Here is a 15,083-nt window from a genome sequence, read left to right as displayed (position 1 = left end):
CGACGGGTAGCTTGCCGGAGACGGGGCGCTCACCTGTCAACGCCCGCCCCATAGCTCGCATCCCCTCAGACCGGGTGTCGTACGCAAAGCCGACAGCGGTCGCCGCCTTCATCGCCTCCATATAGTCGAGCGCAGCGTAGGGGGAGGTGTGGAAGAGGAGGACGCTCTTCGTCTCACGGAGGAGCTTTGTCAGGTCTTTGCCGGGAGCGAATCCCTTCCACGTGACAGCGACCACCACCTTGTCGTACGAGCGGAGCTTGTCGAGGATTGCCCGGCGTGCGGCGGGACCGGTGGAGCGGCGGATCGTGTAGCCGTCAGCGTGAGCGACGCGGTTGATGGTGGAGCGAAGGAGCTCGGCTGAGTCGTCACCATAGGTGAGGAGGGCGACTCGGTCCTCCTTGCGAAGCGGGAGGATGGCTTGCTCACTCTTCACTATGGTCATCGCCCCCTCGTAGATCCGCTCGAGGAGCTCTCGGGAGGCTCTCGGGTGGAGATCAGCGTCGAGGTGCTCTGTCTCCAGTGGCTCACGGCTGTCGGCACCGAGGAGGTGCTTCCAGACGAGCACCTTGCGACAGCGACGGGTGATCTCCGCCTGGGAGAGGATCCCCTTGTCGACCGCTGCGGTCACGTCGTCGAGCGCCTGGAAGGGGTCTGTCGGAGCCACAAGGATATCGGCACCGGCGAGGAGCGTGGTGACGTAGACGCCCTGCTCTCCGGCACCATCGATGATCCCTTTCATCCCCAGACCATCGGTAAAGATCAGTCCGCTAAAGCCCATCTCCTGCTGTAGCAGGTCGGTGACTACGGCAGGGACGGCACTGGTTGCCCTTGCTCCTGTGCCGAGCGCAGGGACGCTGAGGTGCCCCACCATCATGCCCCCGTAGCCCTCACGGATATAGGCGCGGAAGGGGGCCAGCTCCACCTGCTCCAGCTGTGCACGGCTACGACTGATCACCGGGAGGGTCTTGTGGGAGTCGGTGGAGGTATCTCCATGGCCGGGGAAGTGCTTCGCCGTGGAGAGGAGAGCATTATCCTCGAGCCCCTTGGCGTATGCAAGTCCCATACGCATCACGAGGTCGGGCGAGGAGCCGAGACTTCGGTTGCCGATGACAGGGTTGGCTGGGTTGCTATTGACGTCAAGGACGGGGGCAAAGTTGACGTGTATGCCTATGCGTCGAGCCTCCTCCGCTGTTGCCTGACCATACTCATACGCCAGTCGGGGGTTGTCGGTGGCGCCGAGGAGCATATTGCGGGGCCACTTCATCGTGTCGGAGAAGCGCATCGAGAGCCCCCACTCGCCATCCATGGCGACCAGCATCGGGACGCGTGCCTCGCGGCGCATCCAGTTGGTGAGCCGGACCACATTTCTGGGGCTCCCCTTCTGCCAAAGGACGCAGCCAAACTCCCCCTCCAGCACCTGTCGGTGCCAATTGGCGAGCCCGGTCTTATCCACCTTGGGCCACGTCATCGGCATAATCAGCTGGGCCGCCTGCTGTCGGGGAGAGAGGGTCGCAAGGACGCTGTCGGCCCACGCCTCTGCGGCGGCCTTACGCTCTGCGTCTCTCATCATCCTCGGCTCGACGCCCTGAGCGCCTGCCATCAGTGGTAGCAGCAGCGCTGCCACTCCGTATAGTAATGCTTTCTTTCTCATCGGCATAGATGATTAAAATGTGCTGCAATTGAAGCGGCCGTCGGGGTAGAGGAGGTAGCGGGCACGCATAGAAATGTAGACATGGAGGTCCGCCTGCCAGCTCTCTCGGATCGCGTCGGGTGAGGCGGCCGTCTCCAGCTGTCGGCGGAGCGTGGGACCTCCTGCGAGGAGGTCAAAGAACTTTGGTCTGGTGATCAGGTTGACACCGGCAGCCTGGCTGCGGGCAGCGATGTCGGTGAGGATCTCCACATTGATCCCCGGCTCGACGGCATAGTCCGTGAGGTCGGGGCCGTAGCAGACTTTCCCCTTATGCTTGGGCGCATGCGCCCCGGCGATGCTCTGTGGGGTAAAGGTGTGGCAGCCCATCCGCCGGTCGGGGTAGCCGGTCTGCTCAAAGGGCTGCTCCGTGCCGCGTCCCTCGCTCCAGCAGGTCCCCTCGATGAAGCAGAGGGTGGGGTAGAGCAGCAGGGCGCGGTCGCTCCGGAGGTTGGGGCTCGGACGGACGGGCAGGCTGTAGGGGTCACCGTGTTTCCATCCGAGGAGGGTGACGACGGTCAGGTCTGCGGTGAGTCCCTCGCCGAGCCAGCCCTCGCCATTGATCATCTGCCCCAGCTCGCCCATGGTGAGACCGTGGAGGGTGGGGATGGGGAGCATCCCGACGAAGGAGCGGTACTTTCTGTCCTTGAGCACCGGACCATCGACCGCATCGTGGGGATTGGGGCGGTCGAGGATGATGATCGGTGTGCCGGTCTCAGCACAGGTCTGCATGACGTAGTAGAGGGTGCTGATGTAGGTAAAGAAGCGTACCCCCACGTCCTGCAGGTCAAAGAGGATCACATCCAGCCCGGCGAAGTCCTCGGCGGTCGGCTTGCAGTGCTTGCCATAGAGAGAGATGACCGGCAGACCGGAGACCGGGTCCGTGGCGGAGTCGACCTTTGCCCCCGCATCGGCCATGGCGCGGAAGCCATGCTCGGGGGAGAAAAGACGCTTCACCTTGACCTCGTGAGCTATCAGAGCATCGAGGAGAAAGGTGTGGACTGAGTCAGTCTGCACAGTCGCCTGATTGGCGACCAGCCCCACGCTCCTCCCCTCGGTGAGCCGGACGATCTCGTCCATCCGGTCAGCGCCCACCTGCAGCTGTGCTGAGGCAGAGAGTGCGGGGAGTAGAAGCAGCAGGGCGAGGACGATGGATTGTCTTACAGTCATGGGTTGCGAGAAATCATTTAGCGGTAGGTGCAGTAGCAGTGTCCATATGGGAAATTTCTAATACCGATATTAGTTGCGTCTAATATCGGTAAAAGGATTTTCTTTTATCGGTATTAGATTTCTCTAATACCGATAGTAGCTCCGTCTGTCTTCTCCTGAAATTAGTTGACATGGTTGAGGGTTGTTTTCCTTTTCATCATCACTTAGGATGCTTGTCCATGACGGCGCGGACCGAGTGCGCCTCGAGGAGCTCTGCCTGAGCGCGGTCGTGGGACCAGCCGTAATAGTCCATCAGCATGCGGGTACCACGCTCGACTAATTTCTTATTACTCAGCTGCATGTCGACCATGCGATTGCCCTCCACGCGACCCATATGGATCATGAGGGAGCTGGAGATCATATTGAGTACCATCTTCTGCGCTGTGCCACTCTTCATACGGGAGCTGCCGGTGACGTACTCCGGCCCGACGATGGTGACGATGGGGTGCTTGGCGGTGAGGGCGATGGGGGAGCCGGGGTTGGAGGTGATGCCTCCGGTGACCAGTCCCCTGCGATTGGCTTCTCTGAGTCCGCCGAGGACGTAGGGGGTGGTGCCGCTTGCGGCGATGCCGATGACGGAGTCTGCCTCGCTGATGTCGTAGGCGGACATATCTGCCCAGGCTTGGTCAGCGATGTCCTCAGCATTCTCCACCGGGTGGCGGAGGGCGTAGTCGCCACCTGCGATCAGGCCGATGAAGAGCGTCGGTGGCATGCCATAGGTGGGCGGGATCTCGGAGGCATCGAGGACGCCGAGACGCCCGCTGGTGCCGGCACCGATGTAGAAGACCCGCCCGCCCCGCTCCATACGTGGCAGGATGTCGTCCACGAGGTCGGCGATGGCGGGGATCACCACCTCGACTGCATCAGCGACCTTGTGGTCCTCGCGGTTGATGTCCGTGAGCAGCTCGAGCGTACTCTTCTCCTCTAAGTGGTCGTAGAGGGAGGCGGACTCGGTGATATTGGTGAAGTCGGTACTCATCTCTTGATCGTGTGGTAGCGGACCAGCCCCTCCATAGGTGCGGAGAGGATCTGACCCAGATGTATGCCCTCAGCCTCTGCTGCCTCCTTGAGGACCGCGTGAAAGTTGTGTGCAATGGAGCCGACGAAGTGTACCGGCGTGGTCTCCCAGCCGTCGTAGAGCATCACATTTCTCCTAAAGAAAGAGCGGAAGCACTCCAGCGCCATAGACCGCACCTCGGGCACATTGATCTGCTTGCGGATGAAGGGGGCGAGTGAGGCGAGGAAGCGACTGGGCTGCGACTCCTTGTAGACCCGCTCAAGGACGGTGGCTGTGGTGATCTCAGGGTAGGTCTCCTCGAAGTCTCTCACGATGCTCTCCGGGAGCAGCCCCTTGAGGAGGTCGGCGATGAAGTGCTTGCCGAGGACCGCCCCACTGCCCTCGTCACCGAGGATGTAGCCGAGTGGAGGGACGTTGGATACGATCGTCTCGCCATCGTAGCGACAGGAGTTGGCGCCGGTGCCGAGGATGCAGACAATGCCCGGCTCGTGACCGCAGAGGGCGCGGGCGGCACCGAGCATATCTGTCATCATGGTCACCTCGCCCACCAGGAGACTGCCGATAGCCTGGCGAATCATCGGTTGCTTCTCATCCCTTGCACCGGAGCCGTAGAAGTAGATCCTCGTGAAGCCGTCCACGGGGAGCATCGGCAGGAGGTGTGTCCGGATCTCGTCCCGGATCTCTTCCTGGGTGACGAAGTAGGGGTTGAGCCCCTTGGTGTAGGCGTGTGCCACCACCTCTCCCGTCAGGTCATCCATGGCGGTCCACTCCGTCTTGGTGGAGCCGCTGTCGGCGATAAGTATCATAGCTTGACGAATGTCTTTTTCTTGTATAGCATATAGGCGAGGATCCGCCCCTTGGCCTGCTCCGTACTCATGCCTTCGCTGCCTTATGGCTACAGATCAGCAGTCCCAGCATCGTGAAGAGGGCGTTGATGATCAGGATCTCGTAGCTGAAGTGGTAGCCGCAGAACCACTCTACAGAGTATCTGTCGAGGATGTAGCAGAGGATCGGTGACAGGATCACCACGATGGGGATCAGACGGTCGCGCACCCGTCGCCCGGAGATGATGCCGAAGGTGAAGAGTCCCAGCAGCGGTCCGTAGGTGTAGCTGGCGAGGACGTAGACGGCATTGATCACCGAGGTATTATTGAGTATCTCAAAGGCGATGATGCAGAGACCCATCAGTAGCGCCATCCCCACGTGGACCCACTTGCGGGTCTTCTCGAGGCGCTTTTCCTCTTTTTCCTTAGCCCCCAGGATGTCGATGGTAAAGGAGGTGGTGAGCGCAGTCAGCGCTGAGCCGGCTGCGGGGAAGGCTGCCGCGACAAGTCCGATGATGAAGAGGATCCCGACGACCTCAGGGAAGAAGTCTCCCGTCGCGAGGAAGGGGAAGACCTGGTCACTGCTCTCCGGGAGCCGGATGCCCATCTGCTCTGCATAGGTGTAGAGCAGCACCCCAAGCATGAGGAAAAGGGCGATGACGAAGAATTGGAAGGCCGAGCTGACGATCATATTTCGCCGCGCCTCCGTGTCGCTCTTGCAGCTTAGGTTGCGCTGCATCATATCCTGGTCAAGCCCGGTCGTCGCCACCATCGTGAAGGCACCGGCGAGGAATTGCTTCCAGAAGAAACGCTTGTCATTGATGTCATCGAAGAAGAATACCTGCGACATACGGCTCTCCCGGATCGTCGTCACCACACCGCCGAAGTCGAGACCCAGCCCCTTGGCGATGAATACGATCGAGAGAACTACCGAGGCGACGAGGCAGATCGTCTTGAGCACATCAACGCTGACGATGCTCTTGACCCCACCAAAGAAGGTGTAGATCCAGACAAAGAGGACCGTCATCAGGACATTGAGGAGGAAGGGTAGCCCCAGCGGGTCAAAGACCAGTAGCTGCATCGTCAGTACGACGAGGAAGATACGCACCGAGGCACCGAGCATCTTGGAGACAAAGAAGAGCCAAGCCCCGGTCTTGTAGCTCGTCATCCCGAAGCGATCCCGCAGGTACTCGTAGATGGAGAAGAGCTTGATGCGGTAGAAGAGTGGCACGAGCACAAAAGCGATCAACGCCTGTCCCACGATGAAGCCAAGCGCCATCTGCAGGTAGGCCATACTGCTACCGGAGACCATCCCCGGGACGGAGACAAAGGTGACGCCGCTGATGCCTGAGCCGATCATCGCTATTGCGACGACCATCCAGTTATTGGACCGGTTCCCAATGAAAAATCCCGCATTGTCCGCCTCGTGACCCGCCCTATAGGAGACGATGAACATAAGGAGGAAGTAGCCCAGTGTCAGACCAAGTACTAAGTAAGGTGACATAGTGTGGTGGCTTGAGGTTGGTGTCGATCTCTCCCCGAGTGGTGCCCGAGTGACGATCGGTGGTGTACTATTAGTGAGGACCTATGCTATTGGTCCCACGGACAGATACCCATAGCGAAGGTCTGGCCCGTTGACTTGCCGATACAGTCGCCCTCGACCACTGTACGGTAAATCAAGTATATCGGCTTATCTAAGTGCTAAGGTAGTCAAAGTTGCCGAATCACAGGTGTTAAAATAATATTCTCACAAGCGGTCTCCCACGCCAGGTGCGATTCCGCCGACCGGGTGACCTCTTGATACTCCTACCTATCCCGCAGGGGGTGGCGCTTCAGAGAGTTCGTCACTCCTCAGCCGTAGATTGAGCCGCAAGACGGAGAAGACCACTGGAGACGCTTTCTTTTGATCAGGGAGAGACACGAAGTGATAACCCTTGCAGCGGGGGTACTATATTATTTGCACGATGGAGCGAAGAGCAAGGGGCGCTTCGTTTCCGCATCTTCACAATGAGCTGAATGGTTTTTTTCTGTATCACTGAGTACTCCTCAAGTGCGTCACCTCTGGACCAAAAGGCTTAGGCAAGGATTATTTGCTACATTTGTGGGAGATGTGGGGCGGGTCACTAATATAATAGTGTAGATACTACTATGGAGATAGCAATCATAGGTACCGGCTACGTCGGCCTGGTGACGGGGACCTGCTTTGCAGAGATGGGGGTCCACGTCCACTGCGTTGATACCGATACCACCAAGATAGAGCGGCTTAGGGGCGGGGAGATCCCGATCTATGAGCCGGGGCTGGATGAGATGGTCCGTCGCAATACAGAGGAGGGGCGTCTCTCCTTCCACACCGACCTCGCAGAGTGTATCGATGACGTGGAGATCGTCTTCATCGCTGTCGGTACGCCTCCCACCGAGAGTGGGGATGCGGACCTGAAGTATGTCCGTGCCGTCGCACAGCAACTGGGGCGGCTGATCCGTAAGGATATGCTTGTGGTGACGAAGAGCACCGTGCCGGTAGGGACCAGCCCCAAGGTGATGGCCGAGATCCGGAAGGGGCTGGAGGCGCGCGGCCTGACCGACCTGAGGGTTGAGGTGGCGAATAATCCGGAGTTCCTCAAGGAGGGCAATGCGATCAAGGACTTCATGAGTCCCGACCGGGTGGTGATCGGACTGGAGAGCGACTGGGCGAAGGAGTTGCTGACGAGACTTTATCGCCCCTTCTTGATCCGAAACTTCAGGGTCCTCTTTATGGACATACCGAGCTCGGAGCTGACGAAGTATGCGAGCAATGCGATGCTGGCCACGCGGATCAGCTTTATGAATCAGCTTGCCAACCTTGCTGATAAGCTGGGTGCCGATGTGGATATGATCCGTCAGGGGATGGGTGCCGACCATAGGATCGGCTCCGCCTTCCTCTACGCCGGTAGCGGCTACGGAGGCTCCTGCTTCCCTAAGGATGTGCAGGCACTTGCCAAGACCGGTGAGGAAGAGGGGGTCCCGATGACCATCGTCAAGGAGGTGCATCGGGTCAATGAAGCTCAGAAGAGGATCCCCTACGAGAAACTCACCCGCCTGATCGGTAGCGACCTGAGGGGTAAGCGGATCGCCGTCTGGGGGCTGGCCTTTAAGCCCGAGACGGACGATATGAGGGAGGCGACCTCTATCGTCGTGATCCGTCAGCTCATCGAGGCGGGGGCGGAGGTGGTCGCCTGCGACCCGATTGCGATCGAGACCGCTAAGCGTGTGCTCCCGGACGGGGTGGAGTACACTAAGGATCTCTACCGGTCGGTCGAGGGGGCGGATGCGCTACTGCTCTTGACGGAGTGGAAGATCTTCCGGCTACCCAATTGGACCCGGATCACGGAGCTGATGAGGGGAGACGTGGTGATCGACGGACGTAATATCTACGATGCCTCCGAGATAAAGAGACTGGGTTTCCGGTACGATGGCATCGGCAGGAGGTAAACGATGCATGCCTATATATAATGAGTGAGATGATCATCCGAAGCATCCTGGACACGGACCTCTATAAATTCACGACCGGGTATGCGTATATGAAGCTTTTCCCCAGAGCGTGGGGAAGGTTTGAATTCGTCGACCGAAATGACTTGGTCTACCCTGAGGGCTTCGCTGAGAGCCTCCGGCAGGAGATCGTACGGATGAGTGAGCTGCGACTGACTCGTGAGGAGGCAGACTTCCTCCGGCAGGAGTGCCCCTATCTGCCACCCCTTTACATAGACTACCTCAAGGGCTACAGCTACGACCCGGAGGAGGTGACGATCGAGCAGGATGCTGAGGGGCACCTCCACATATCGGCTGAGGGGCTGCTCTACCGCATCACGCTCTGGGAGACGCCGATCCTGGCGATGGTGTCGGAGCTCTACTACCGGGAGACCGGTCAGCAGCCTGACCTGGAGCTGACCTACTCCAAGGCGCTCGAGAAGGCACAGGCTATGCAGGAGCACGGGCTGCAGGTGAGTCTCTTCGGCATGCGGCGCCGCTTCAGCAGCGAGGTGGAGGATCTGGTGACACGGATCCTCTGCGAGCATGGGGGGAAGTACTTTTTCGGCACCAGCAACGTCTACTATGCGATGAAGCATGGCATCCGCGTCACCGGGACCCATCCGCACGAGTGGGTGCAGTTTCACGCAGCAATCTACGGCTACAAGATGGCCAATTACATGGCCATGGAGGATTGGATCAACGTCTATGACGGAGACCTCGGCACGGTGCTCACCGATACCTTCACGACCGACGTTTTTCTCCAAAACTTCTCCAAGAAGCATGCAGCACTCTTCACCTCCCTCCGCCAGGATAGCGGCGACCCTCAGACCTTCACCGACAAGGTGCTGGCGAAGTACCGGGAGCTGCGGATAGATCCTAAGACGAAGTATCTCGTCTTCTCCGACGCCCTCGACGTGGATAAGGCTGCGGCGATCAAGGAGTATTGCGACGGCAAGATCAGGGCCACCTTCGGGATCGGGACCAACCTGACCAACGATGTCGGGCATGGGATCAAGCCGATGAATATCGTGATGAAGCTCTTTGCCTGCAAGCTCGATGAGAAGATGCCGTGGCAGGACACCGTCAAGCTCTCCGACTCGGTCGGGAAGCATACCGGTGACCCGGAGGAGATCGATCTTGCCATGCGGGTGTTACGTATTGAGGAATAAGAGAAAATGAATATAGATAAGGAGATCGACCAGCTGGTCGACATCATAGGAGATGAGGTGAAGCAGCTCGCCGCTCGCGAGCCGCACGGCCTCTACGAGCCGATCCGGTACATCCTCTCGCAGGGAGGGAAGCGTCTCAGACCGCTCCTCGCACTGCTGACGTACCGCGCTTTCTGTCCCGAGGGGGCGGTGGAGGAGGTGGCGCCGGTGATGAAAGCTGTGGAGACCTTCCACAACTTCACCCTCATCCACGATGACATCATGGACGATGCGCCAATGCGCCGCGGAGAGCCCACGGTCTATAAGAAGTGGGGCGCCAATGTCGGGATCCTCTCCGGTGATGCGATGCTCGTGGAGGCGTACCGCTGCCTGGAGTCGATCCGCCCGGAGTACTTGGGACAGATCTTCTCGCTCTTCAATACAATGGCCGATGCGATCTGTCGCGGGCAGCAGTATGACCTCGAGTTTGAGACCACACAGCTCTCCTCCCTGACGATCGGTAGTTACCTACGGATGATCAGCCTCAAGACCTCGGCCCTCTTCCGCGGAAGTATGGTGATGGGAGCGACCGTCGCCGGCGCTTCGGTCGAGGATCGGGAGCACATCGCTCGGGCAGCCGAGCTGATGGGTCTCGCCTTCCAGATCATGGATGACTACCTCGATGTCTACGGCGAGGCGAAGTTTGGCAAGCGTAAGGGGGGAGACATTATAGATAGGAAAAAGACTTGGCTCCTCCTCCGCCTCTACGAGTGCGACCCAAGGCGTGCGGAGGAGGCACTTGCCATTGAGAGCGAGGCGGATCGGATAGCATCTGTGACCAACCTCTACGAGCAGTGGAATATCCACGCTGAGGCGCTGAAGCAGGTCGACCAATATACCGAGGCTGCTCTCGAGGAGCTGCGTGCCCTCTCTGTCGACACCTCGGCACTTGAGCACATTATCTCCACGCTGACCGGAAGAGCCGTCTGATGTATCCGCTCATCGATACGCACGCTCACCTCTACTCGGAGGAGTTTGACGAGGATCGCCCTGAGGTGATCCGTCGCTGTCGGGAGGCGGGTCTCACAGCGGTCCTGCTCCCCAATACCTCGTGCGAGTACATTGCTCGCCTGAGAGAGATGGTGTCTATGGCACCGGACCTCTTCGTCCCCATGATCGGTCTAGAGCCCACCGATGTGGGCGAGGACTGGGAGGAGCAGCTGGATGCGCTCGAGAGGGAGCTGCGGACTATCCCGGGGTACTATCGTGGTATCGGTGAGATCGGGCTGGACTATTACTGGAGCGTAGAGTGGAGGGAGCAGATGATCGAGGCCTTTCGCCGTCAGGTGGAGTGGGCGAGGGAGCTCGACCTACCGATGAGCATGCACACGCGTGCCGCCGTGCCGGAGGCTGTGGAGCTCCTGCGAGAGTGGGGTCTTGATGGGCTGCGGGGGGTCTTCCACTCCTTCTCCGAGTCGGAGGAGGATCTGGAGGCGATCCTCAGTCTCGGAGAGCGATTTATGGTAGGGATCAATGGCATCGTCACCTTCCGCAACTCCCGACTCCGAGAGGTGATCAAGGACCGCCTGCCGCTCGCTCGCCTCGTCGTGGAGACCGACAGCCCCTATCTCTCGCCTGAGCCAAAGAGAGGACGACGAAATGAGTCGTCTCACATCATCCATATTGTGAGGTGCTTAGCCGATATATACGAGGTGAGCGAGGAGGAAATGCGGCATCAGCTTTTTGTCAATTCTCGTAAAATGTTTAATTTAGCACCTGAAACCACCGATCCATAGGGGGAGTCAGGGTGGTAGACAAACTTTTTTCGCTAAAAGCGCCAACTTTTTGGCGTGGTTGGAGGAATTAAGGTAGATTTGTACGATCAATGAGTGATCGAAAGGCTTGGACAGCGGTCCGTGGCGTGTAGTCCGAGAGGGACAAATCGCTGTAGGGGAGGAGATCACATATATATGGAGAGATGCTCGAGTGGCTGAAGAGGCACGCCTGGAAAGCGTGTAAACGTCAAAAGCGTTTCGAGGGTTCGAATCCCTCTCTCTCCGCAAAAGGGGGTATCCTTACTGCAGAACCAGGCAGAGGAGACTAACCGAAAGTACCTCGTCAGGGCTGAATGGAAGCGAAACCACCTAAAGACATTGTTTTACCAAAAAATCACTAATCTTAAAAAGAACTTACAATGAAAAGATTTCTAGTAAGCATCGCCTTGGCCGGTCTTATGACGGTGGGGTTTGCCGGTGCATCTTTTGCACAGGACGAGGCTACAACAGAGCCTGAGGCTACCGAGCAGGCAGCTCCCGCTGTAACTGAGACTGAGACTGAGACTCTCACTGCTGAGGTACCTGTGGCTGCTGAGAGTGAGGGTTTCCACCAGGCACTTAAGACTAAGTTTATCGAGGGTGGTCCTGGCTTCATGGCCATCATCTCTCTCGTTATGATCCTCGGTCTGGCATTCTGCCTCGAGCGTATCATCTACCTGAATCTTGCCGATACCAATAGCAAGAAGCTCCTCGATGAGATCCGTGCTGCCCTCGACCGTGGTGACGTCAATGGCGCCCTTGCCATCGCTCGTGACACTCGTGGTCCTATCGCCTCTATCGCTTACCAGTCCCTCCTCCGTATCGACCAGGGTCCTGAGGCTGTAGAGCGCGCCATCACCGCTTACGGTGGTGTACAGGCCAGCCTCCTCGAGAAGAACATGTCTTGGATCACCCTCTTCATCGCCCTCGCACCGTCACTCGGATTCTTCGGAACGGTGATCGGTCTTGTACAGGCCTTCGATACGATCGAGCAGGTCGGTGATATCAGCCCGACGGTCGTTGCCGGTGGTATGAAGGTCGCCCTGATCACCACCATCTACGGTCTTATCGTAGCGATGATCCTCCAGGTGCTTTACAACTATATCCTCTCTCGCTATGAGAGCATCCTGAGTGATATGGAGGACGCCTCCATCACTCTCGTGGATTACATGATCGATTTCACAAGCAAGCGCGGAGTACAGCATCGTATCTAAACCATCATGGCAGTAAAGAAAATTCGTAAAATATCGAGCACTGTCCTGATCGTTCTGGCTCTCATCGGTGTTGTGGCCTTTGGCATGACCGTCTTCGGCGGTTACGTTGACCCCAATGCTGAGTACCCCGAGCCCGTATTCACCAATGTACTCCTCTACACGGTGTACGGTATGGTCGCTATTGCCTTCTTGGCAATGATCATCTTCGGAATCGTCGGATTTGCTCAGTCCTTTAAGACCAATCGCAAGGCAGCCCTCGGCGGTCTTGGTGCGCTCGTGGGACTGGTAGTGCTCATGGTCATTGCCTACTTCGTAGGTAGTGATGCTCCACTTCACGTGGGTGTGGATGCTCAGCAATTCAACACCCCGTCTTGGCTGAAGTTGGCTGATATGTGCATGTTTACCATCTATGCACTCATTGTGATTAACGTCCTCGCACTGGTCGTGACCTCGTTCATGTCTGCAGGACCCAAGCAGCACGCATCAGCATCTGAGAAGAAGGCTTAAGTAACATCGTAAAAGAACAATACTATGGCAGGAAAAACAAAGAAGGTGCCCAGCATCAATGGGTCCTCGACTGCGGATATTTCTTTTATCATGCTACTTTTCTTCCTTCTGACCACCTCTATGGGCTCAGACAAGGGTATCGCTCGTCAGCTGCCCCCTGCACCCACCGAGGATCAGCAGGACGTCATGATCGACGTCAATAGGCGTAACATGCTGCGCGTACTGGTGAATAGTAATGGTCAGATCCTTGCCAATGGTGAGGTGATGACGATTGATCAGCTCAAGCAGAAGGTGAAGGACTTCGTGCTTAATCCCACGAACGACCCGACCCTCCCCGAGCTGACTCCGGAGGAATTTCCCTATATCGGCCAGCAGATGGTGACGAAGAATCACGTCATCTCTCTGACCAATAACGTGGATACCAAGTACTCCGACTATATCGCCGTGCAAAACATCCTCACCAAGGCTTACAATGAGCTGCGTGATGAGTTGGCGCAGAAGCAATGGAACAAGCACTTTGAGGATCTTCCCAAGGAGTACCAGGAGGTGCTCGTGGATCGCTTCCCGCAGAAGATCTCTGAGGCTGAACCACGTGAGTACGGCTCGCAGAAGAAATAATCTTGAGCAGAACTAAAGAAGTAGTATGAGTAGATTTACCAAAAAAGGTGAGAAAGAAGTTCCTGAGCTGAACACCATGTCGCTCCCGGACTTGATCTTCTCTCTGCTGTTCTTCTTCATGATCGTCACCACGGCACGTGAGGTGACTCTGAAGGTACAGCTACGTCTCCCCAAGGCTACCGAACTTACCAAGCTCGAGAGAAAGTCTCTGGCCACCTTCCTCTACATGGGTGTTCCGCTGAAGCAGTACCAGGCCAAGTATGGTACGGAGGCTGCTATCCAGCTCAATGATAAGTTTGCATCGCCTAATGATATCTTTGACTTTATCGCACAGGAGAAGAACTCCATGTCTGAGGCTGACGCCCAGTACATGACGACGATCCTGAAGATCGATGGAGACACAAAGATGGGTATCGTAACAGAAGTCAAGCAGAAGTTGCGTGAAGCTAACGCACTTAAGATATTCTACTCCAGCGTGCCTGATACTGAGGTAGCTCAGTAAGGGCATATGGAGCCACCGGGGTAAGTCCCCGGTCGGGTAATACCACCTACAGCAGGGATCTCTCTTCGCCGAGAGGTCCCTGCTTTTTTTTGTGCCTCCCATCAAGACTTCGGGGGTGTTGCATTTGAGCTTAACGGCAAAGGTGATGTTCCCTGTCGCTGTGCAATCACGTTGGCTGATCCTCGCTCTGGTGCTACTGCCTGCCGATCCCGCAGGCGCGAAGCCCCAGAGGGATCCTCGCTTTTTTTAACCTCGTGTGGAGACACGAAGTGCCGTCGACCCCTGGAACCGATGACGCAAATAAGATATATGACCCCGCCAGTGGTCGCACTGATTGACTGACTGGTGAGAGCGACACCCTGACGGGGTTGTTGGGGGGGGGCTGCTCGGCGACCCCACGGGGTCAATGGGGTAGGGGCGGGTTTCGGCACATCGGTCACCGCTTCGCTGATGACCGATGCCTAAGGAGCGAGCACCCTTCGGGTGCCTCACGGATGAGCTCTCCTTGGTACATGGTTACCCCATGCTCAAATGCGTCACCCACCACCATGACTTCGGGTCGTGCGGACCGAGAGAATCCTAATACCGATATTAGTGATCTCTAATATCGGTATTAGTGATCTCTAATATCGGTATTAGTGATCTCTAATATCGGTATTAGATTTATCCCACATCCCTGATGATTTAATGCAGAGATTGTCGGTGACGCCTTTGAGCCAATCCGCTAAGCAATACACGCCCGAGAGGGCTGACGCATTTGATCCTTACATAAGTCATTCAACTCATTGTGAAACGTGGTGATCGATGCACCCCGACAGGGGTGCTCGCTTTTTAAACACCGGTCGAGGGGCGTAGCCCCGAAGACCCGCGGACTGGACAACGCAAGCAATCTGCGACTCCGGTAGGGCGTTGCACTATCAAGCTTGCCCGGGGAATGCGATGCCCAGAGGGGGCGACGGTAGGGGAATATCTGCTCGGCGACCCGCAAGGGGTAGAGGGAATTAAGGCGGGTATCGGCACATCGGTCACCGCTTC

13 protein-coding genes and 1 tRNA gene are annotated in these 15,083 nt (G+C 57.4%); 9 read left to right on the top strand and 5 right to left on the bottom strand.

The annotated features are described in order from the left end of the window. From HMPREF2890_RS08640 to HMPREF2890_RS08620, 5 genes are all read right to left on the bottom strand, one after another. On the bottom strand, positions 1-1,651 hold a 1,651-nt coding region (locus tag HMPREF2890_RS08640), incomplete at its 3' end, for a glycoside hydrolase family 3 protein (RefSeq protein WP_168160441.1). Between the two features lie 12 nt (positions 1,652-1,663). After that, positions 1,664-2,857 carry an exo-beta-N-acetylmuramidase NamZ family protein gene (locus HMPREF2890_RS08635; RefSeq protein ID WP_070467666.1) on the bottom strand — a complete coding sequence of 398 codons (1,194 nt, stop codon included), beginning with the start codon at positions 2,855-2,857 and terminating at the stop codon, positions 1,664-1,666. 199 nt (positions 2,858-3,056) lie between these two features. Next, positions 3,057-3,875, bottom strand: a complete 819-nt coding sequence (gene murQ, locus HMPREF2890_RS08630) for an N-acetylmuramic acid 6-phosphate etherase (RefSeq protein WP_070467664.1) — start codon at positions 3,873-3,875, stop codon at positions 3,057-3,059. After that, positions 3,872-4,720, bottom strand: coding sequence for an ATPase (locus HMPREF2890_RS08625; protein WP_070467662.1), 849 nt, complete (start codon positions 4,718-4,720; stop codon positions 3,872-3,874). The genes murQ and HMPREF2890_RS08625 overlap by 4 nt, the downstream gene beginning before the upstream one ends. A 67-nt stretch (positions 4,721-4,787) precedes the next feature. Continuing rightward, entirely contained in the window at positions 4,788-6,242 is a 1,455-nt protein-coding gene (locus HMPREF2890_RS08620) for a sodium:solute symporter (RefSeq protein ID WP_070467660.1), read from the bottom strand. A 644-nt stretch (positions 6,243-6,886) separates the two neighbouring features. Here HMPREF2890_RS08620 and HMPREF2890_RS08615 point away from each other — a divergent pair. From HMPREF2890_RS08615 to HMPREF2890_RS08575, 9 genes are all read left to right on the top strand, one after another. Next, positions 6,887-8,206, top strand: coding sequence for a UDP-glucose dehydrogenase family protein (locus tag HMPREF2890_RS08615; RefSeq protein WP_070467659.1), 1,320 nt, complete (start codon positions 6,887-6,889; stop codon positions 8,204-8,206). Positions 8,207-8,235: 29 nt separating this feature from the next. After that, positions 8,236-9,414 carry a nicotinate phosphoribosyltransferase gene (pncB, locus tag HMPREF2890_RS08610; protein WP_070467704.1) on the top strand — a complete coding sequence of 393 codons (1,179 nt, stop codon included), beginning with the start codon at positions 8,236-8,238 and terminating at the stop codon, positions 9,412-9,414. A 6-nt stretch (positions 9,415-9,420) separates the two neighbouring features. After that, positions 9,421-10,383, top strand: a complete 963-nt coding sequence (locus HMPREF2890_RS08605) for a polyprenyl synthetase family protein (protein ID WP_070467657.1) — start codon at positions 9,421-9,423, stop codon at positions 10,381-10,383. Then, on the top strand, positions 10,383-11,189 hold the full coding sequence (locus HMPREF2890_RS08600; RefSeq protein ID WP_070467655.1) for a TatD family hydrolase: 807 nt from the start codon (positions 10,383-10,385) through the stop codon (positions 11,187-11,189). The genes HMPREF2890_RS08605 and HMPREF2890_RS08600 overlap by 1 nt, the downstream gene beginning before the upstream one ends. A 176-nt stretch (positions 11,190-11,365) precedes the next feature. Next, positions 11,366-11,453 (top strand) — tRNA-Ser (locus tag HMPREF2890_RS08595). Positions 11,454-11,587: 134 nt separating this feature from the next. Then, positions 11,588-12,421 carry a MotA/TolQ/ExbB proton channel family protein gene (locus HMPREF2890_RS08590; protein ID WP_070467653.1) on the top strand — a complete coding sequence of 278 codons (834 nt, stop codon included), beginning with the start codon at positions 11,588-11,590 and terminating at the stop codon, positions 12,419-12,421. A 6-nt stretch (positions 12,422-12,427) separates the two neighbouring features. After that, complete coding sequence (locus HMPREF2890_RS08585; protein WP_070467651.1) at positions 12,428-12,928, top strand: hypothetical protein; 501 nt, start codon at positions 12,428-12,430, stop codon at positions 12,926-12,928. Between the two features lie 24 nt (positions 12,929-12,952). After that, entirely contained in the window at positions 12,953-13,546 is a 594-nt protein-coding gene (locus HMPREF2890_RS08580) for an ExbD/TolR family protein (RefSeq protein ID WP_070467649.1), read from the top strand. A gap of 25 nt (positions 13,547-13,571) precedes the next feature. Continuing rightward, positions 13,572-14,048, top strand: coding sequence for an ExbD/TolR family protein (locus tag HMPREF2890_RS08575; protein WP_025082126.1), 477 nt, complete (start codon positions 13,572-13,574; stop codon positions 14,046-14,048). Positions 14,049-15,083 lie beyond the last annotated feature (1,035 nt).

This window comes from Porphyromonas sp. HMSC065F10, from assembly GCF_001808555.1.
Classification (GTDB): Bacteria; Bacteroidota; Bacteroidia; order Bacteroidales; family Porphyromonadaceae; genus Porphyromonas_A.
The sequence above is the reverse complement of the archived record's forward strand: the minus strand, read 5'-3'. Positions and strand labels throughout refer to the sequence as shown.